The organism is Azospirillum sp. (assembly GCF_050789165.1).
This window is the reverse complement of sequence record NZ_JBOZRT010000054.1, coordinates 22,171-40,319: the sequence shown is the minus strand read 5'-3', so window position 1 is coordinate 40,319 and position 18,149 is coordinate 22,171. Positions and strand designations below refer to the sequence as shown.

Annotated in this window: 22 protein-coding genes and 1 pseudogene; 15 read left to right on the top strand and 8 right to left on the bottom strand. The window is 68.6% G+C overall.

The window, feature by feature from the left end; translation table 11 throughout:
- Positions 1 to 15 precede the first annotated feature (15 nt).
- On the top strand, positions 16 to 681 hold the full coding sequence (locus ACRWK7_RS12930) for a capsid assembly protein (protein ID WP_431856641.1): 666 nt from the start codon (positions 16 to 18) through the stop codon (positions 679 to 681).
- Positions 682 to 866: 185 nt separating this feature from the next.
- Positions 867 to 2,717 carry a putative bifunctional diguanylate cyclase/phosphodiesterase gene (locus ACRWK7_RS12925; protein WP_431856640.1) on the top strand — a complete coding sequence of 617 codons (1,851 nt, stop codon included), beginning with the start codon at positions 867 to 869 and terminating at the stop codon, positions 2,715 to 2,717.
- Between the two features lie 154 nt (positions 2,718 to 2,871).
- Here ACRWK7_RS12925 and ACRWK7_RS12920 read toward each other — a convergent pair whose 3' ends face one another.
- Complete coding sequence (locus ACRWK7_RS12920; protein WP_431856638.1) at positions 2,872 to 4,950, bottom strand: ATP-binding protein; 2,079 nt, start codon at positions 4,948 to 4,950, stop codon at positions 2,872 to 2,874.
- A 391-nt stretch (positions 4,951 to 5,341) separates the two neighbouring features.
- Between ACRWK7_RS12920 and ACRWK7_RS12915 the strand changes: the two are divergent.
- The 3 genes and pseudogenes from ACRWK7_RS12915 to ACRWK7_RS12905 form a co-directional block, all read left to right on the top strand.
- A pseudogene (locus tag ACRWK7_RS12915) lies at positions 5,342 to 5,995 on the top strand (phage capsid protein); the annotation flags it as partial.
- 513 nt (positions 5,996 to 6,508) lie between these two features.
- Entirely contained in the window at positions 6,509 to 6,730 is a 222-nt protein-coding gene (locus ACRWK7_RS12910; protein WP_431856637.1) for a hypothetical protein, read from the top strand.
- A gap of 94 nt (positions 6,731 to 6,824) precedes the next feature.
- A complete protein-coding gene (locus ACRWK7_RS12905) occupies positions 6,825 to 7,502 on the top strand; it encodes a hypothetical protein (RefSeq protein ID WP_431856636.1) in 678 nt (225 codons plus the stop codon).
- A 254-nt stretch (positions 7,503 to 7,756) separates the two neighbouring features.
- On the opposite strand, the gene ACRWK7_RS12900 is transcribed toward ACRWK7_RS12905, so the two are convergent.
- Together ACRWK7_RS12900 and ACRWK7_RS12895 are read right to left on the bottom strand one after the other, a co-directional pair.
- On the bottom strand, positions 7,757 to 8,881 hold the full coding sequence (locus ACRWK7_RS12900) for a tyrosine-type recombinase/integrase (protein ID WP_431856635.1): 1,125 nt from the start codon (positions 8,879 to 8,881) through the stop codon (positions 7,757 to 7,759).
- On the bottom strand, positions 8,817 to 9,131 hold the full coding sequence (locus ACRWK7_RS12895) for a helix-turn-helix transcriptional regulator (RefSeq protein ID WP_431856634.1): 315 nt from the start codon (positions 9,129 to 9,131) through the stop codon (positions 8,817 to 8,819). The genes ACRWK7_RS12900 and ACRWK7_RS12895 overlap by 65 nt, the downstream gene beginning before the upstream one ends.
- A gap of 240 nt (positions 9,132 to 9,371) precedes the next feature.
- On the opposite strand from ACRWK7_RS12895, the gene ACRWK7_RS12890 reads away from it, so the two are divergent.
- Positions 9,372 to 9,803 (top strand): hypothetical protein, encoded by a 432-nt coding sequence (locus tag ACRWK7_RS12890; RefSeq protein ID WP_431856633.1) that lies wholly within the window; start codon positions 9,372 to 9,374, stop codon positions 9,801 to 9,803.
- A gap of 51 nt (positions 9,804 to 9,854) precedes the next feature.
- Here ACRWK7_RS12890 and ACRWK7_RS12885 read toward each other — a convergent pair whose 3' ends face one another.
- The 4 genes from ACRWK7_RS12885 to ACRWK7_RS12870 all read right to left on the bottom strand — a co-directional run bounded on the left by ACRWK7_RS12885 (position 9,855) and on the right by ACRWK7_RS12870 (position 12,016).
- Positions 9,855 to 10,319 carry a hypothetical protein gene (locus tag ACRWK7_RS12885; protein WP_431856632.1) on the bottom strand — a complete coding sequence of 155 codons (465 nt, stop codon included), beginning with the start codon at positions 10,317 to 10,319 and terminating at the stop codon, positions 9,855 to 9,857.
- 8 nt (positions 10,320 to 10,327) lie between these two features.
- Positions 10,328 to 10,534 carry a hypothetical protein gene (locus tag ACRWK7_RS12880; protein ID WP_431856631.1) on the bottom strand — a complete coding sequence of 69 codons (207 nt, stop codon included), beginning with the start codon at positions 10,532 to 10,534 and terminating at the stop codon, positions 10,328 to 10,330.
- A 388-nt stretch (positions 10,535 to 10,922) separates the two neighbouring features.
- A complete protein-coding gene (locus tag ACRWK7_RS12875; RefSeq protein ID WP_431856630.1) occupies positions 10,923 to 11,132 on the bottom strand; it encodes a hypothetical protein in 210 nt (69 codons plus the stop codon).
- Positions 11,133 to 11,296: 164 nt separating this feature from the next.
- Positions 11,297 to 12,016: a LexA family transcriptional regulator gene (locus tag ACRWK7_RS12870; protein WP_431856629.1), complete on the bottom strand. Its 720-nt coding sequence runs from the start codon at positions 12,014 to 12,016 to the stop codon at positions 11,297 to 11,299.
- Positions 12,017 to 12,103: 87 nt separating this feature from the next.
- On the opposite strand from ACRWK7_RS12870, the gene ACRWK7_RS12865 reads away from it, so the two are divergent.
- Complete coding sequence (locus ACRWK7_RS12865) at positions 12,104 to 12,325, top strand: hypothetical protein (protein WP_431856628.1); 222 nt, start codon at positions 12,104 to 12,106, stop codon at positions 12,323 to 12,325.
- A gap of 104 nt (positions 12,326 to 12,429) precedes the next feature.
- Here the strand turns inward: ACRWK7_RS12865 and ACRWK7_RS12860 are convergent, their stop codons facing one another.
- Entirely contained in the window at positions 12,430 to 12,714 is a 285-nt protein-coding gene (locus tag ACRWK7_RS12860) for a hypothetical protein (protein ID WP_431856627.1), read from the bottom strand.
- A 240-nt stretch (positions 12,715 to 12,954) separates the two neighbouring features.
- Between ACRWK7_RS12860 and ACRWK7_RS12855 the strand changes: the two genes are divergently transcribed.
- From ACRWK7_RS12855 to ACRWK7_RS12820, 8 genes are all read left to right on the top strand, one after another.
- Positions 12,955 to 13,446 (top strand): phage regulatory CII family protein, encoded by a 492-nt coding sequence (locus tag ACRWK7_RS12855; RefSeq protein ID WP_431856626.1) that lies wholly within the window; start codon positions 12,955 to 12,957, stop codon positions 13,444 to 13,446.
- Between the two features lie 10 nt (positions 13,447 to 13,456).
- Complete coding sequence (locus tag ACRWK7_RS12850) at positions 13,457 to 13,816, top strand: hypothetical protein (protein ID WP_431856625.1); 360 nt, start codon at positions 13,457 to 13,459, stop codon at positions 13,814 to 13,816.
- Positions 13,813 to 14,082 (top strand): hypothetical protein, encoded by a 270-nt coding sequence (locus tag ACRWK7_RS12845; RefSeq protein WP_431856624.1) that lies wholly within the window; start codon positions 13,813 to 13,815, stop codon positions 14,080 to 14,082. Before ACRWK7_RS12850 ends, ACRWK7_RS12845 begins: the two co-directional genes overlap by 4 nt.
- 9 nt (positions 14,083 to 14,091) lie before the next feature.
- Positions 14,092 to 14,544 carry a hypothetical protein gene (locus ACRWK7_RS12840; RefSeq protein ID WP_431856622.1) on the top strand — a complete coding sequence of 151 codons (453 nt, stop codon included), beginning with the start codon at positions 14,092 to 14,094 and terminating at the stop codon, positions 14,542 to 14,544.
- Positions 14,537 to 15,061, top strand: a complete 525-nt coding sequence (locus tag ACRWK7_RS12835; protein WP_431856621.1) for a GNAT family N-acetyltransferase — start codon at positions 14,537 to 14,539, stop codon at positions 15,059 to 15,061. The genes ACRWK7_RS12840 and ACRWK7_RS12835 overlap by 8 nt, the downstream gene beginning before the upstream one ends.
- 130 nt (positions 15,062 to 15,191) lie before the next feature.
- Positions 15,192 to 16,889: a bifunctional DNA primase/polymerase gene (locus tag ACRWK7_RS12830; protein ID WP_431856620.1), complete on the top strand. Its 1,698-nt coding sequence runs from the start codon at positions 15,192 to 15,194 to the stop codon at positions 16,887 to 16,889.
- Complete coding sequence (locus ACRWK7_RS12825) at positions 16,886 to 17,197, top strand: hypothetical protein (RefSeq protein WP_431856619.1); 312 nt, start codon at positions 16,886 to 16,888, stop codon at positions 17,195 to 17,197. Before ACRWK7_RS12830 ends, ACRWK7_RS12825 begins: the two co-directional genes overlap by 4 nt.
- A complete protein-coding gene (locus ACRWK7_RS12820) occupies positions 17,194 to 17,934 on the top strand; it encodes an MT-A70 family methyltransferase (RefSeq protein ID WP_431856618.1) in 741 nt (246 codons plus the stop codon). Before ACRWK7_RS12825 ends, ACRWK7_RS12820 begins: the two co-directional genes overlap by 4 nt.
- Positions 17,935 to 18,149: the final 215 nt, after the last annotated feature.

The following is an 18,149-nucleotide window of genomic DNA, read 5'->3' as shown; positions in this document are numbered from 1 at the left end:
CACAAGGAGATCCCCATGGCCGACAATCTGCTGACCGCCTCCACCGCCGCGCCGACGGGTGTGCCGGACAAGTTCCTCGACCCGCAGACCGGCGCCGTGCGCGTCGATGCCCTGGTGAAGTCGTACCAGGAGCTGGAGCGCCGGCTGGCGGCCGGCGGCGCCGTCCCCGCCCCCGCGTCCCCGGACGGGTACGCCATCGCCTGCGACCACGGCCTGTTCGAGCCGTGCCCGGAGGTCAACGCCCGCCTGCACGCTGCCGGCTTCGCGCCGGCGCAGGCGCAGCTGGTCTACGACCTCGCCGCCGAGCGGCTGATGCCGTTGATCCAGGAGCTGGTCGCCGAGTTCCAGGCCGACCGCGAGGTGCAGCGCCTCGTCCAGCACTTCGGCGGCGACGAGAAGTGGCGGGCGGTGTCGCGCCAGCTGCTCGCCTGGGCGGCGAAGAACCTGCCGGCCCCGGCGGTGGAGGGGCTGTCCACCACCTATGAGGGGGTGATGGCGCTGTACCGCATGATGACCGGCTCCGAGCCCTCGGCCCTGGCCCGCGGCGACGCCCCGGCCGAGGGCGGCGAGACCGAGCTGCACACCCTGATGCGCGACCCGCGCTACTGGCGCGACCGCGATCCCGGCGTGGTGGCGCGGGTGACCGAGGGCTTCCAGAGGCTGTATCCCGGGGGGCGGTGAGCTGCGTTTCTCGCGCCGGGTCCCCCCTCCCGACCTCCCCCAACGCCGCGGGGGGAGGGCTGGGTGGGGGCCGGCGCAGACACCTCCGCGACTTCATTTCACCCCGTCGGGATTCGATGTTGCTAATTTGAAATGAAAGCGGCAGGTTCCGCAGCAGGAAGCTAACCGGTCCCCCGCGGCGGTGTATGGTTCTGCGTCGGAAGATCCGCTGGCTGGCTCTGTTCAGCCTGATCGGCTGCCTCGCGGCGGCGGGTCCGGCCTATGTGCTGCTGCAGCACGGCGTTTTCCCGTTTCTCCTCTTCGTCGCGGGCGCGCTGGCGCTGGCGTGGCCGGCGTCGGGGCTGGTGGCCGAGCGCATGGCGCGGCTGATCGACCATGACGAGCGGCTGACCGGCATCATGCGCAACGTCGGCGAGGCCATCGTGCTGGTCGCCGACGACGGCACCGTCGAGGAGCACAACCCCGCCGCCGAAGCCCTGTTCGGCCGCCCCGACCTCGACGGCGCGCCGTTCGCCGCGCTGTTCGCCGAGGCCGAGCGCGGGCGGGTGGCGGCGCTGCTCGCCGCCGGGATGCGCGGCGGTGCCTCGGTGCAGGAGCCGGCGCTGGGCATCGAGCGCGCCGGAGCGCGGATCGAGGCGTCGCTGGCGATCTCCAGCCTCGACGTGCACGGCCGGCGCAGCACCATCGCCGTGCTGGCCGACGTCACCCAGCGCCTCAAGCACGAGCGCGAGCTGCTGCGCCTCGCCACCCGCGACCGGCTGACCGGCCTGCCCAACCGCGCGATGATCGAGTCCCTGCTGGAGGCCGCGGTGGCGGAGGCGCGGCGCGACGGCACGCGGTTCGGCGTGCTGTGCCTCGACCTGTCGCGCTTCAAGCTGATCACCGACACGCTGGGCCATCAGGCCGGCGAGCGGCTGCTGATCGAGGTGGCGGCGCGCATCCAGGCCACGGTATCCGGCGTCGACGTGGTGGGGCGTATCGGCGCCGACGACTTCGCGGTGCTGCTCGACCGCCTGCCGGAGCCCGAGCACGCCGCCGCCCTCGCCCGCACCGTGCTGGCCGCGTTCGACGACCCGGTCGACCTGGACGGGGCCGGGCACTACGTGCGGCCGTCGATCGGCATCGCGCTGTTCCCCGACCACGCCGACGACGCGGCCGAGCTGATGCGCGCCGCCGACACCGCGCTGTACGCCGCCAAGCGGCAGGGCGGCAAGCGCTGGGCCTTCTTCCGGCGCGAGATGGCCGACCAGGCGCGCCGGCATCTGGCGCTCGACCGCGACCTGCGCGCGGCGCTGGCGGCCGGGGAGTTCCGGCTGTTCTACCAGCCCAAGGTGTCGCTGGCCGACCACGCGCTGAAGGGCTTCGAGGCGCTGCTGCGCTGGGAGCGGCCGGGGCACGGCGTGGTGTCGCCCGGCGAGTTCATCCCGGTGGCCGAGGAGACCGGCTTCATCGTCCAGCTCGGCGACTGGGTGCTGGAGGAGGCCTGCCGGCAGCAGCGCGCGTGGCTGGACCACGGGTTGGCACCGGTGCCGGTGGCGGTCAACATCTCGCCGCGCCAGCTGCGCCAGCGCACCGCGGTGGATGTCCTCGCCACCATCTCCCGGCACGGCCTGCCGCCGGGGCTGATCGAGGTCGAGATCACCGAGGGCGCGGTGGTGCAGGACTTCGATCACGCGCTGTCGGTGCTGGCCGGCCTCAAGGCGGTGGGCATCCGGGTGGCGGTGGACGATTTCGGCACCGGCTACTCCTCGCTCAGCTACCTGAAGCGGCTGCCCTTGAGCACGCTGAAGATCGACCGCTCGTTCGTCGCCGGGGTGCCGGGCGGGCGCGAGGACTGCGGCATCGTCTCCACCATCATCGCCATGGCGGGCATGCTGGACCTGGACGTGGTCGCCGAAGGCGTCGAGCGGCCGGAGCAGGCCGCCTTCTTGCGCCATCACAACTGCCTGACCGTCCAGGGCTGGCTGACCGGACGCCCGGCCCCGGCCAAGGAGGCCGGCGACCTGCTGGCGGTGCGGCTGAAGCAGACGGCGTAGACCTCCCTCCCCACGCCCGGCGGGGGGACGGAAGGGGCCCGCGCAGCGGGAAGGGTGGGGGCTACGGCGGGACTGGCAGGCGTTGTTTCTCGTGTGCGCCGCTGCCCCCACCCAACCCTCCCCCGCCGGGGGCGGGGGAGGGCAAGAATGTCCGCTACGCCGTTCCCATTGTCTCCCGCCGGGCGTTCGCCCGCGCGGACCGCAGCGCCGCCAGCGCCTCCGCCTGCCCGAAGGGCTTGCTGAGCACCGACAGGCCGTCGGGCACGCCCGCGGCCAGCGCCTCGCTGTAGCCGGTCATCAGCACGATGGGCAGCGCCGGACGGCGCTCGCGCAGGCGCTGCGCCAGCTCCAGGCCGGACAGGCCGCCCTCCATGACGATGTCGGACAGCACCGCGTCGAAGGCTTCGCCGGCGTCGATGCGCGCCAGCGCCGCCGGGCCGCTCGGCGCCCAGGTGACGCGGTGGCCGGCGGCGGCCAGCATGCCCTCGGCGGCGCGGGCGACCTCGGGGTTGTCCTCGACCAGCAGGATGCGGCCGGCGTCGTCGGAAACGGTCTCGTCGGTGCGCCGCGCCGGGCGGACCGGCGGCTGCACCGCGCGCGGCAGGTAGAGCGTGAAGGTGGTGCCCTCGCCCAGCCGGCTGTCCGCCGTCACCGCGCCGCCGGACTGGCGGGCGTAGCCCATCACTTGGCTGAGGCCCAGGCCGGTGCCCTTGCCGACCGCCTTGGTGGTGTAGAACGGCTCGAAGATGCGGCCGAGGTCCTCGGCGCGGATGCCGGTCCCGGTGTCGCGCACGCGCACCACCACATAGTCGCCGCCGAGGGGATCGCCGCCGAGGCCCGCGACGCGGCGCCCGCCGGCCAGGGTGACGTTCTCGGCGTCGATGTCCAGCCGGCCGCCGCCGGGCATGGCGTCGCGGGCGTTCACCGCCAGATTGACCAGCGCCACCTCCAGCCCGTCGGGGTCGGCGAAGATCGGCCAGAGCTCGGCCGGGACCGCCAGCGTGACGGCGATGTCGGCGCGGGTCGAGCGCGAGAGCAGCGTCAGCAGCTCGTCCGCCCGGTCCTGCAGCAGGAAGCTGACCGGCTCCTGCGGGCTGCGCCGGGCGAAGGCGAGCAGCTGGCGGGTCAGCGCCTCGCCGCGCTGCACGGCGGTGAGGATGGCGTCGGCGTAGCGGACGACCCTCTCCGTGTCGTGCGGCCGGTTCCGGATGGACTCCGCCCCGCCCTGGGCGATCATCAGCAGGTTGTTGAAGTCGTGCGCGACGCCGCCGGTCATGCGGCCCAGCGCCTCCATGCGGCGGCCTTCCTCCAGCGCCGCCTCCTCGGCGCGGCGGGTGCGCATCTCGCGCGCCAGCAGCCAGAGGAAGCTGGCGACCAGAAGCAGGCTGAGCACCGCGCCGCCGGCCAGCAGCCACACCGCGCGGACGAACGGCGCCGTGTACATGTCGCGCGGGATGCCGACGTGCACCGACCAGAAGCTGTCGGGCAGCACGCGGTAGGCAACCTTGGTGGCGTGGCCGTTGATGGTGTTCGGGCCGTCGTACAGCCCCTTGGCGGCGGCCGCCCGCGCCGCCAGGGCGCCGTCGCTGGCCTTGCGGCCGATGTGGTCGGGGTTGCCGCCACGGCTGGTCGCCACCACGAGGCCCTCGGAATCGACCACCGCGGCGACCCAGCCCGGCGGCAGGCCGTGGTCCAGCAGCCCGCGCACGCCGTCCGGCATCACCACCGCCGACAGCACGTAGGGCAGCCGGTCGCCGCGCTGCACCGGCACCCGGATGGCGAAGGCGGTGTGGCGCGGTCCGCGCACGATGGGGCCGATCACCGGGCGCCGCGTCTGGACGATGCGCGCGTGGCTGTCCGGCTCCACCACCTTGCCCATCCGGCCGCCGACCGGGCCGGGAACGTCGACCAGCCGGTTGCCCTCCGGGTCGCTGAGGCTGACCCGGCGCCACAGCGGGCGGCCCTGGCGGACGCGCTCGGCCAGCGTGGCGAAGGCGGCCTCATCGACCGCGCCGTCGAGCAGCGGCGACTGCGCCAGGGCCCGCAGCACCTCGATCTGCGCCGCCAGTTCGCGGTCGAGCAGGGCGGCCACGCGGTCCACCTGCTCGAAGGCGCCGTCGCGCATCTCGTCCTGCAGGTGCATCAGCCAGGCGGTGCTCAGCGTGGCCGACAGCACGACCAGCGGCAGCAGCGCGGCCAGGACCAGCAGGACGAGGGGGCGGCGGCGATTCATGGGGCCGGGGTCATGGTGGCTGGCGGCGGATGTGGGCGGGGGCGGCAAGCACCAGCATAACCGCACCGCGCGAGGAATCCTACAGCGCCACCCGTGACATTGCAGACGGCAAGATTGGAATTTTTTCCTTGACGCGGGGCGGTGATCGTTCTACATATGTTCTCGTCAAGGCCCGAGGTGCGTCTCCCCTCCACCCCGGTCCGCGACGCTTCCGCATCCCCCGATGCACCCTGGGAAAGGCCGGCTGGACAACCCGTGAGGGCCCGCCGGCCTTTTCTTTTTGCGCACGCCCGCGGCCGGGCGCGTGGGCCCACGCGCGCCGACAACCGATGGGGCGGGTGCGCACCTCCCGACATGCCCATCCCTCTTCGTCCGGAAGGAGCGTATTCCTATGTCCACATCGGTCGCCCAGGCCTTCGTCAAGCAGTTCGAGCGCGAAGTCCACGAATCCTACCAGCGCATGGGCTCCAAGCTGCGCAACACGGTGCGCAGCAAGAACAATGTCCAGGGTGCCTCGACCGTCTTCCAGAAGGTCGGCAAGGGCACCGCCATGGTGAAGGCGCGGCACGGCGCCGTGCCGGTCATGAACCTCGACCACGAGCCGGTGGAGTGCCTGCTCGCCGACTACTACGCCGGCGACTGGGTCGACAAGCTGGACGAGCTGAAGACTAACATCGACGAGCGGCAGGTCATCGCCAACGCCGGCGCCTACGCGCTGGGCCGCAAGACCGACGAGCTGATCATCGCCGAACTGGACAAGTCCACCGTCTTCGCCGGCACCGCCGCCGACGGCCTGACCAGGAGCAAGGTGCTGGAGGCGTTCGAGCTGCTGGGCGCCTCCGACGTGCCGGACGACGGCCAGCGCTACGCCGTGGTCGGCTGGAAGCAGTGGAGCCAGCTGCTCTCCATCGAGGAGTTCGCCAGCAGCGACTACGTCGGCCCCGACGAGCTGCCGTGGCGCGGCACGCAGGCCAAGCGCTGGCTGGGAACGCTGTGGGTGCCGCATTCCGGCCTGACGCTGAACGGCACCGTGCGCCTGTGCCACTGAAATCCAATGATATTGATCTTGTTGGATTTTTCTGCCGTTTTGCAAAGTTTTGCAAACGGCTCAGTTAACGCGTCTGAACGCACTCCCCCATGCCGATTTGCTGAACGGAGTCGCCTTGGCTCGGCGTGCAGGGTACGCGCGATCTCCCTACAATGTTCCCTTTACGTGCCCACAGCTTGTCGATATCCACAGAGTTATCCACAGAATTGTATCTCTTGACACGGAAAGGGCTCTATGCATCGCCGCATGGTGTCCCACTTTTAGGAAGGAGCAGATGCGCAAATGTGGTATCAACTTATTCGAGTTCGCTCGCAATCTGGTGTGGTGAGATATTTTGTCGCCACGTCAAGCCTTTTTTCGTATGCGGGTTGACTCGTTTGTGGGTGCGTGCGCATTATCCACCTACGTCCTCGGCGCCGGAAAGCGGTGTTGCCGCCCCGATTTCCGACGCTTCTCGCGCTTGCGGCTGTCCAGTCGCGCGCATGCTTATGCTATTTTTGGGAGGTTGCTATGACCGAGCAGGACAAGTTTCTCGCCCGGTTTGAGGACATGAAGGCGCGTGGATTGATCGACATCAAGTTCTTCGTGACCCCAGGCTCGGAAGATACCGTCGACAAGTTCTTCGCCGATGCGAACCGGATCCACGATGCGGTTGCGGATGATCGCTCGCGCCGCCATGCTTCGTGGCCGCCTCCCAAGGTCCGCTACGAATTCGGGGTTGACAGCCTTTGATCCTATTTAACTTGCCAGCGTAGACAGGCGGTTTGGGATCGCGTATGAAGGGCGGATCATCTGATCCGCCCTTCTCTTTTGGCCGAGGTCCCCGGTGTCGGAGCTTTTGTATAAGCGTGTTGATCGCATTTTGGATGGTGTTGATAAACGTGATGGATACCGCTTCCATCCGTACGATCTGAATGTGATCACCGAAGCTATCCTTGGGGAAACTCTCGTTGATCAGGTGCAGTTTGTGCCATTTCCGGCGGCGCCTGATGGGATCATTGTTGGCTTTGTTAAGGTGTGGACTTACAGCGCAGGCGTGTACGCTGATGCTACAACTGTTGCGGATGTCCACTATCTTGAAGACCTCTCCGAAGAGTGGAGGAATTTTGTCGTATGTAAGGAGCTGTGCCAGCTGATTTGGGTTGACCTGCCTGCAACGCGTGTGTCGGACAGGCATCATCTCATTGATCTGGCGGAACGCTTGATGAGCGACCGCTTTTTCGACAGCGAAGAATCTTGCGAACAGAAGGTAACAGAAGATGCAGCGCTTATCGCTGCAATGGAGCTTCTCTGTCCATTTGAGTTTCGCGAGATCATGATGAAAGATCTTGTCGCTGGCACACTCTCAAAGGACGCTATTGCAAGGCGGTTTAGTATTCCGCTTGTGGTGGTAAACTTCCTGTTCAATCCAGTTTACCACGATTATGTGCGGAAGCAGGGTCGTGCGCGCTTCTTGCCAGCTCAGAAGCCTAGGGTCGTTTCGCGTCAAGGCGAGGCTGGCTAGAAGATAATATGACGTGGCTTCCAATTATGAAGCCACGTCCTGTCATCTCTCTGCTTGTCTGGGCTGATGCGCGTTCCTCAAGTTGAGATAAGCAGTCTGATCTTCATGAGGGCGAGCGGTGCACAAAGCTAGTGCACTGAACCAGACAGATCGTACCGTTTGCATATCGACAGACCCAAGGCGCTCCGGGGTCTGCGCCGAGCTACATACGTACCGGTCCGTCTGGTGCGCACCACTAGCGGTCTGGTAGCGGCCTATCGAGCCAGCGCCACCACGTTGCCGACGACCGGCTGCGCCATGGACCGCGCCAGCTTGGTGAAGGCAGACAGTGCCAGCTTCTTGGTTCGCGCTTGGTAGTCGCGCAGGCTGGTCTCGGATCGTCCGGCGTGGCCGGAGATGGATGAGACCTCGGCGTCGGTGCATTCCGCTTCGAACAGGCGGGTGATCGCGGTGCCGCGCTGGTCGTGCCAGTGCAGGTCCGTCTGCGGCCCGAGCACCTTGTCGCGAAGCTTCCGCCACTGGAAGTCGATGTTGCCGGGTTCGAGTGCGCGATAGCCGCGCTCGCCGTCCCAGGGCAGCAGAGTGCCGCAATCCGGTAGGGCGAGCAGCTCGTCGATCAGCTCCTTCAGCGGCGGCAGTGCGAACACCGGCAGCCACACCTGGGCGGCAGTGCTCTTGGCTGTCTTCGACGGCGTGTAGTGCAGCCATCCGTCGCGGACCTGATCGCGCGTGATGCGGCACATGTCGCCTTGCCGCATCGCCGTCAGCATGGCAAAGCGCATGGCCCGGCCGAGGTGGGGCGAGGCGGCGGCCAGCAGCTTAGCCTCTTGGTCGGCGGTGACGATGATGTCCTTGCGCGTGCCGTGGCCGGTCAGGCGCTTGATTCGGGCGGCGTGGTTCACGTCCACCGTTCCGCGGTCGTACGCAAACTGGAGCAACAGTGACAGCAGGCCCATCATCTTGTCGGCCTTGGCCGGCGTGTCGGCCATCTCGTTGCGCCAGTTGTAGAAGTCTTCCCGGACCCGCCGCTTGCCCAGATCGCCGACCGTCTGGAACTCGAACTTGTCGATGATCTCACCGATCATGCGGTCACGATCCTGCCGCGTCTTGGGCACGAGCGCCTTGTACTCAGGGCTCTCCTGATAGGCTTTCGCGATGATCTTCCAGGCGGACTCGGGCGCCTTCATCTTGCCCCTGCGGGGGCGTCCGGCGCGGCGGGCGCGGCGAAGGCTGGCGTCGAACTCCGGGGTTCCCGGCTCGCCGTCGATGGGCTGGCCGCTCTTCCGGTCGTAGTGGTAGACGCGGACTGTGCCGTCAGCGAGCGTGCGCTTGACGGTGTTTATGCCTTTTGGCTTCGTGGGCCGCGCGTCGCCGTTCATAGTCGTCATCCTCCGCCGTCTGATTCATCGACGCGAACGGGCCGTTGTCAACGGCTCGGTCGAGGGCGACGCGATCCCAAGTGATGCGGCCCTCTCGGGCGCCGCGCCGCACGCCGGGCGGCCAGATCCCGGCGGTGACTTCCTCGTCGAAGGTGCTGGCCGACACGCCGAGGTAGGCGGCGGCCTGCTCGCGACTGAGGAAGCGAGGCCAGAAGGGCAGTCCGGCAATGTCGGCCAGCTTGGCGGTCATCTGTGGGTCTACTGGTTGGGCGTCAAAAGCACGGTTAGCGGCGCGTGGTGATTGCGGTGCAGCGTGATAGGACTGAAAGCAGCCGTATGCCCCGCTCCTTGCCGCGGTGCAGCATGTTGACGCGGACTGAAAGAGCGCAAAGCTGACGGTTCCGTTTGCGCAGCGCCTGGGCTTGACCGACCTTGTGAATGCGCGATAGTGGATGCGAACCACAAGTCAGTATAGAAGCGGAGCGCTGCCGTGATATTTGACAAGAAAGTCGCCGCCGCTTTGCATATTGAGGCTGCAATCTATTTGTACTTTCAGGGGAATTATGCATGCGTAGCGACTTTGTGCGGGGCAGCGGAAGGCGCATTGCCTCAGCCGCAAAAGGATTATGTGTTTGCTGAGGCCAAAAGAAAATTATTTGGTCAGCTGCAGTCCCCTGAAAGGGATATTGTAAGTGTAATGAATAGGGAGCGCGACTGGCTGAAGCATTATAACGCTGATCAGCCACAGCATATTGTGATAACAGATCCAGTTGCCAAGTTTTGGATCTATCGAGCCATGTCGAAGTATTTTGCGCTCTATGGGAAGGATGCATTGACGGCTCCGATGAAAGAATTCTGGAGAAAGGTTGCTGCGTCACCGAATGACTTTCAGGCCGGAACCTCCGGGGTCCATAGCGACTAGGACTGGCTTCCAAGCGCCCTTTGAATGCGGCATCAAACGGTCGATTGCTGATCAGTCCGCCGGGGGCGGCTGCTGATTGAGCAGCAGGCCGGCAACGGCAGCGAGCAGGGCGCGCAGGGCCGCGTTGCAGATGGTTCTGGCCTCGAACACGCATCGGGAGTCATCCGGGGCGCGCAGAGTGGCGAGCCATCGCCATCCGCGCCCGCTTACCGGCTCGTACCGGTACTGGACGATGCGCCAGCCCGCCGGCATCGCCTTGAGGGTTGCCCGAAGGTCTCCGTCGTCACGCGTGTAGGCCGCCGGCCAGCCGTTTCGGTCGGACTTCGGCAGCGTGATGGAGTCGGCCGGCAGCAGCGCTGCCATGCGGTCGAGCTGCACGCGGGCGCGGTGGTCAAGATCCTGCCCGCCAACCGACCGCTCGCGTGCCTCGTCGGACAGACAGGCGGCCTGCCGCAAGGCGTCTATAACTGAGGGTGGTACGGCAAGAGCTTCGGTAGGTGGGAGGTCGAGCGGCATTGCTGGCCTCACTTCTGCGGCGGCGCTGCGCGCCGGCCGGTGAACGGGTTGTAGATGCGGGCGCGGTAGACGCGGCCGGCGGCCTGGTCGTCGTACCGCCAGTCGCGGACCATGGCGCTCAAGGCACTGATCAGGCTGCGGCTGCGCCGCCCGCCGGTGCGCCACTGCATCAGCAGCTCATAGGCGGCCATGCCGCGCGTCATCGCGCGGTTCATCCATGCCTTCTGGCAGGGCGGCGAACAGAATTCCTGCTGAAGGTGACGGGGCGTGTACTCGGTTCCACATTCGCGGCAGGGACACGGCGGGTAGGTTGTCCGCACCGTCCGTGCCCGCGCAGGGCCGGAGACCACTCCTGGGGCATCCTGCGAAGAGCAACTAGTTGCTTTGTCGTTGCCGCAGAGCATGGCGCTCGTCCGCTCGACGCAGCCGCGCGGGTGCAGGCCAGCCAGTGCCGCCGGCTGGCCTGCTCTCGGGTCGGAACATGCGCGTGATTGCCGGACAAGGGGCCGGCGCCCTCACCGCCACTGCGGCGGCTACCGGAAGGGGCGAAGCCTCACCCGCTCGGGCAGCCGTCGCCGGGGCCGAAGCCCCGGCGGTGATGCCTCACGCTGCCTCGGCGAAGTGGCGGAGCCGCTCGGCAGCCGCGTCGCGGGCCGCTTCGCCGTGCTGCGTGATTTCGTCAGTAGTGAAGCCGGCGTTGCGCAGGTCGGCGATGCTGCACGAGCCGCGCCCCTCAGTGGCCTGGACGATGGCGTCGGCCATGCGGCGGACGATGGCGGGGTGCTTGGTCTTGGCGGTCGGTGCGTGGCGCATTGGTCGGTCTCCGTGAAAGCCCCGGCGGGTGGGACGCACCCGCCGGGAAGGCTAAGGGAGGAAACGCATCCGGTCGAAATACCCCGACCGGATAGGCGAGACCGAGCCTATACGGGGTAAAAATACCCTGTCAACAGCTTTCGGATAAAATTACCCGTTCTGACCTACATCCATTTCCAGCCGCCGATGACGCGGCCACGGATGTGCGCCTCGGCGAGCGTCCGCTCGTAAGGCTGGTAGCGAGGATTGTCGGAGCTGATCACGACCCGCAAAGGATCGGAATGCGCAACCACCTGTACGCGCTTGATGACGAGCGCCAGCCCGTCCCAAACGACGAAGATGCCGGGCGGCGACGGGGTGGTGTCGGCCGTGTCAACCATGACCCGCTGCCCTGGCATGAGCGACGGTTCCATCGAGTCGCCGAACACGGTGATGATCTTCAGATCCGACGCTGGTGCCGGCGTGTAGGAGCGAATCACATCCTGCGGCACGCGCCAGATATGCGTGGGGTTCTCCGCCTCAACTAGTGCGCCTGGGCCGGCGCTCGCGCGCACATCCAGTTCGGTGATAGGCATGGTGCCGTTGGGCTCTGCCCCTCCATCATCGCGCGGGTGCGGTTCGGGTGGCAGATCCGGCGAGGTGGTGATGTTCTCTCCCGATTCATCTTCGCCCGTCAGATCGCTCGCCGCACAGCCGAGAGCCTTAGCGATCTTCCGAATCGTGTCGGTGCGCGGGTTCTTCGACTTGCCCAGCAGGATATTTTTGACCCGGCCGGCGGGCACTCCCGCTCGCCTTTCCAGCTCCGCGATGGTGAGCTTCAGCGCTTTCATCCTTCGTTGGATTTCGCGCGCCAGATCAGTCTGTTGGGCGATGTCGGAAGTCATTGGGGAAGTTTACCCAGCCTAGGCGCTCACCCAAACGGATAAAATTACCCTTGCGAAAGGGGTAAAAATATCCCAGCATCGCCCGTCATGAACACTCGTGACGCATTTCGTGCCCGCGTTGAGGCGTTCCTCAACTCGTCGGGCATGTCCGCCGCCCGCTTCGGGACCGAAGCCGTTGGCGACCACAAGTTCCTGAAGCGGCTGACCTCCGGGGCCGGCATCACGCTGACGGTGATCGAAAAGGCGGAAGCCTACATGGCGGCGCACGGCAACAGCTGCGAATGCGCCGCTGTGCATGCGGCCGAGTAGGGAGGCGCCGAGCATGGCCGACCTCCACACGCCGTTGTCCGAGACGCCCGGCGCCAGCCGGCTCCGCGAACTGCTCGCGTCGCTCGCTAAGACGTCGTCGCCCGTCAGTGCGCCGTCCGCGGTTCGTGCGCCCGAAGCGCCGCAAGGACAGTCTCGATGACCGCCGCCGCGTCCTGTCGCCCGCCGGCCGGCAGCAGCTTCAGCGTGTCGGCAACGGCCCCTTCGACCCGTTCCAGGCCGGCGCCACTCGCCGCCAGCTCGCGCGCCAGCACGGCGCAGAGCGCCGTCAGCGCGGCGATCTGCGCGCCCATCCGGCCGGTGATCGCCTCCATCGCCTCGACGATCTGCCGCCCCTCCGGGGACAGCGCGCCCGGCTCCGTCTCGTCCATCGCATCGCTCCATCGGTCGCACGGCGCCGATGGTAGCCGCCGCGGGGGGTAGGCCGCCATGGCGCTGCGGAATCCCCACCAACCCGACCTGGGCCTTGTGCTGCTGGCCGCGCTCGCAGCACTCGCCCTGTGGATCGTGGTGGCGCTGGCCTTCGGTGTTTCGGCTGTGTCTCGGCATGGGGCGAGTATCCTAGCGCGAGAGCAAGCCGTCTTGTTCAATCGCTCGCAAGGGTTCGGACGATGACGAAGCAACGGCCTCCGCTGACGGTCGAGGATGCGGCCACGCAGGCGCTGGCGATCCTCGGCGACGAGGGAGCGGCGCGCGCCACCGGCAAGAGCGCGCGTCTGGTGAGGTTTTGGGGCGATCCGGACGATGACGGCCACCGCATCCCGCTGCATCAGGCGCAGGCGCTCGACCTCGCCTGCATCGCCGCCGGGGCGCAGGCGCCCTTCTACCAGCATTACCGGGTGCTGATGCGCAGGGCGGCGGTCGCCGCTGTCGATCCGCAGCACCCCATGGCGCGGCTGAGCGAGGTCATGTCCGAAGTGGGCGACGTGGCCGGAGAGCTGCGCCAAGCCCTGCGGCCGGACGGTGCCGGTGGTTCTGCGATCACCGCCAGCGAAGGGCGCGACGTGCTGCGGGAGATCGCCGAGGCGCGGGCTTCGCTCGACCGCTTGGAAGCCGATGTCATCGCCGCAGTGCCCGAGTTGGCGCACCGCGAGCCGGCGTGAGGGCGAGGCCATGCAGTACGGCGAGCCTCGCGCCCTCACCCCTGAAACCATGCTGCTGTTCGCCGCTGCCCAGGTGCGGCTTGGCCGGGGCGCGGAAACGGACCGCGCGCGGCTGAAGGCTGCGGTCGTGGTCGCGCGCGACCGGGTGCACACGCCCACCGAGCGAGCCCTGCTCAACGCGGCGACTGCTTACCTCGCCGGCTCCGGCAGCCTCGACGCGCTGAGCGCGGCCGAGCTGGCGCAGACCGCCGCCGTGGTGCCCCCGCGCGGCAAGCCGGCGGCCTCGGCGGAGCCGTCGCTCTTTCCCCCCAACCCTACCCACGCCGCGCGGGCCGCGATGGCGTCGGAACTTCTGGAGGATCGGTCATGACCGTGATGGTGCTGCCCGCGAACGGGCTTTCCTCCGGCGATGTGGTCACCGTGACACGCTTCGCCAAGGTGCTGGCCGCGAAGCGCACGGCCACCGATGCCCGCGACCTGTTCGAGCGCCGCGGAGTGCGCGGCCTGTTCGCTGTCGCCGGGGAGGCGGAGCGGTGCGCCGCCTGCCTCGACGGCCTGGGGCTCGGCTCGCTCGCCGCGACGAACCGGGCGCTCGCCGCGCGGATGCGCGGCCGGGCCGCCGACCTGCTCGGGTGAGGTGCGGCCATGTCTCGCCCTGTAAAGGCCCTCAGTGTCCGCTCGCCGTGGTGGTGGTTCATCCTCCACGGTGGGAAGGACGTCGAAAACCGCGACTGGCCGACGCGCTTCCGTGGGACCGTCTATCTGCACGCCTCGAAGTGGTGGCGCACGGTCGAGGCGTTGGAAGACATGCACTATGCCGGTCCTTTGGCCGAGCGGTTCGGTGCGCCGAAAGTGACCATGGACATGGTGCGCCCGTTCGGCGGGCACCTCGTCGGTAAGGTGGACATCGTCGGGTGTATCGAAGACTCGCCGCAGGCGCCGGTCACGAGCCCTTGGTTCGTCGGAGAGTACGGGTTCGTGCTCGCCAATCCGGTGGCCTTCGTCACGCCCATTCCGTGCCGTGGCATGCTCGGGTTCTTCACGCTCACCGACGACGTGCTTGCGCTGGCGGAAGCCGCAGAGGTGTCCCATGGGTGACGCCTTCACGGTCCGGCCGCTGGTCATGGCCGACGCTCCGGCGCGCCTGCACGAGCAGGTGGTCGAGGTGATCCAGGCGGCGCACCGCCGCAGCGACGGCACTCTGCCGGAGCGCTTCCTGTCTCCGGCCCTCTTCGATCAGGTGTACGACGGCGTGTACTCGGTCATCCGCGACCGCGCCCGCTTCCTCGTCGCGCTTGCGGACGGCGCGGTGATCGGCGTCGGCGGCTACCGTCCGGCCTGGTGCTCCGGCCACGGCTGGGAGCTGGCCTATGGGGCTGTGTTGCCGGCGTGGCAGGGCATCGGTGTCGGCATGGCGCTTCTGCGCGCCCGTCTTGACGCCATCGCTCAGGCGGGCAGCACCGGCGACTTCATCATCGCCCGGTCCGGCCGACCGAGCACGTTCATCCGGCTGGGCTTCCGGCAGGTGTCCGTGTCAGATCCGCTGCTGCTGGTCGGCACGGTGGGCATGTCGATGCCGGCGGCGCAGCCGGTCGAGGTGAGGGCTTCGGCATGAGCGCTCCCGTTCCCGCTCGTGGACGGCTCGACCGCTGTGTCATGCCTTTCCTGCTGCCCGTGCTGATGGCTGTGCTGGCCTTGTCCGTCGTCGCCGTCGCGCTGCTCGGCCCGCTTCGGGAGGTTCGGCCATGACCGAAGTCCCCGGCCCCGAGTTGGTGGAAGCGGCGCTCGCCTATGCGGAGCGTGGCTTCGCGGTCTTCCCCTGCGCAGAGCGGGGCAAGATGCCGGTCAAGAAGGAGGGGTTGTTCGAGCACGGCGTCAAGGAAGCCAAGAGGTCGCCCTTCTGGATTCGGAAGTTCTGGGCGCAGTGGCCGACCGCCAACGTCTCGGCGGCGGCGGGCGAGGCGTCCGGCTGGTGGGCGCTCGACGCCGACGTGAAGGCGGAGACGGGCGAGGACGGCTTCGCCACCATCGCGCTTCTGGAAGAGCTGTTCGGCGAGCCGTTGCCGGCGACGTTGGGGCAGATGACTCCGAGCGGCGGGCAGCATTGGCTGTTCCAGTATCCGGGGCGGCCGGTGCCGAACTCGGCGCGCAAGCGGCTGGGGCCGGGGCTCGATACGCGCGGCGACGGCGGGTACATCCTGGTGGCGCCATCCATCCATCCGAATGGTCGGCGGTACGAGTGGACCTCCGACCCAAAGACCGCGACCATCGCCAAGGCGCCGGATTGGCTGCTGCGTCTGCTGTTCGGCGCCGCCGACGACCTCGAATGGCTGCGCCAGCACCTCGACGGCAAGGACCTGCCGGACTGGCTGAGCAAGCGCATCGGCATCGCCCCGCCGAAAGCCTCCCGCGCCGCCGCTCCGCCGAAGGCCGACCGCGTGTCCGCCTATGTGCGCAAGGCCCTGGAAGAGGAATGCCTGAAGGTCCGCGCCGCCCCTCCGGGAACGCGGAATCAGACGCTGAACGAGAGCGCTTTCACGCTGGGCCGCCTCGTCGGTTCCGGCGCCCTGCCGCGCGACGTGGCCGAGCTGCATCTGCGCGCCGCCATGCTGACCTGGGACGGCGTCGAGCCGGCCAAGCGGCAGCGCGACGAGAAGACGCTGATCAGCGCCCTGGAGGCTGGCGTCTTGCAGCCGCGTGACCCGCCGGAGCCGCAGCCGCCGCGCCAGCAGGGGCGCCCGCGCTATGTGCGGCCCGGTCGCTCCGCCCCACCGCAGGCCTCGGCCGGCGACCGTGGCGCGCTGATCGGTCACGCGCGGGCGATCTGGCAAGCGCGGCAGCCGCTGGACGGGACGCCCGCCGCCGACTTCCTGCGCGGCGAGGGCATCGACCCGGCGGCGGTTGGGCCTTGGCTCGGCTATGTGCCGGCGCTCGACCGGCTGTGGCCGGGGCCGGGCGGCGATCCCGTCTGCCTGGGCACCACGCCCGCGCTCGTCGCCGGTATGGCGCGCTGGCCGGACCGTGGCGAGCGGCCGGAGATTGTCGCGGTGCTGGCTTACTGGCTGCGCCGCGACGGCAGCCGCGCCGACTTCTACGACCCCGGTACGGGTGAGGTGGTGCCCCCGCGCGGCCTGCTGGGCGCCTGGGAAGGGGCGGCGGTGCGTCTCGGTCGAGGCCAGCAGGGTGCGGCCACGCTGCTGCTGGTAAGCGGGATCCTCGAAGGGCTGCGGGCGCGGCTGGCAACCCCGGAGTTCCCGGTTTGGGTGGCGGGCACGGTGGCCGCCATGGGGCGCGTGTCGGTGCCGGAGGGCATCCGCGAAGTGATCCTGCTCGGCGCGGGGCGCTCGAAGCCGGAGACCATCGCCGCCGTCTGCGCCGGCCTGGGGCAGGGCCGTGGGCGGGTGGTCAAGCACGTGGTGCGGACGAGGGATCAGGCCGCATGACGAACTCGACCATGACCGAAGCTGAGGCGCAGGTTCTGGCGCGGCAGTGGATCTATCAAGTTGCCTCCCAGGTCCACCAGTTCGACCCGGAGCGCGGGGCGGCAAAGGCCGTGCGCGACCTGCGCCGTCTGCTCGGTCACAAGCCGAGCAAGGCGGCCCGTGCCTACCGCTGGCGCTGGGGCGATGTCTACGACCTCATGTGGCCGGTGCTCGTCGAGACCCCGACCTATGCCGCCCGCATCCGCCGTACCATCGCCGCCGCGGAGCGGCGGGCGGTCGCGCGCGAGATGGGGAGGGCGGTCGCGTGACAAGTTCGACCAAGTCCGAACCTTCCCTCCCCGTTCCCCTCCTGTTCGATGACCTGCCGAAGGTGAAGGTTGCGCCGGGCGGTGCGGCGCCGCCTGCAGACGCGTGGCGTCCGTCCGAGTGGCTGTTCGCGCCTCTGGTGCCGCAGCGCTATCGGTTGATCATGGCCGACCCGGCGTGGGAATTCGCTCTGCGCAGCCCAAAGGGTGAGGGCAAGGCGCCCCAGAAGCACTATCGGTGCATGCCGCTGCCGGCGATCAAGGCCATGCCGGTGCGGCAGCTCGCCCACCCCGATGGCTGCCTGCTCTGGCTGTGGGGCACGTGGGCTATGGCGCGTCTGGCCTGGGAGACCATGGACGCGTGGGGCTTCACCTACGTGACCGGCGGCCCGTGGCTGAAGACCACCAAGCACGGGAAGCGGGCCTTCGGGCCGGGCTACGTGCTGCGCGAGTGCACCGAGTTCTTCCTGCTCGGCCGCATGGGCTCCCCGCCCTACGGGCCGGGCTGCACGTCCGAGCGCGGCCTGATCGAAACCCACCACTTCGAGGACGGCGAGCCGCTCGCCATCGAGGCGCTGGCGCGTGAGCACAGCCGGAAGCCCGACGAGCAGTACGCCAAGGCGCGCCGCCTCGTCCCCCACGGCCCGGCTTGCGAGCTGTTCGCCCGGCAGGCGTGGCCCGGCTGGGAAGCGTGGGGCAACGAAACCGACAAGTTCCAGGCACAGGGAGAGACGCCTTGACGCCGCGCCAACCGGCCGGAAGGGGAGCGCAGCCCAGGCGGCGGCCTCTCCGCCCTTCCCCGCACCCCTTCCCCCAAGAGTGGCCCTTCGGGCGGCTTGCCGTCTGGCGCGCTGGCCTGGGCAGGGGCTGCTCTGACGGCTGCCGTGGTGCGGGCAATCGGGCGCAATTATGTGGGCGGGCTGCCAGCGAAGAGCAACTAGTCGCTTTGTGCAGC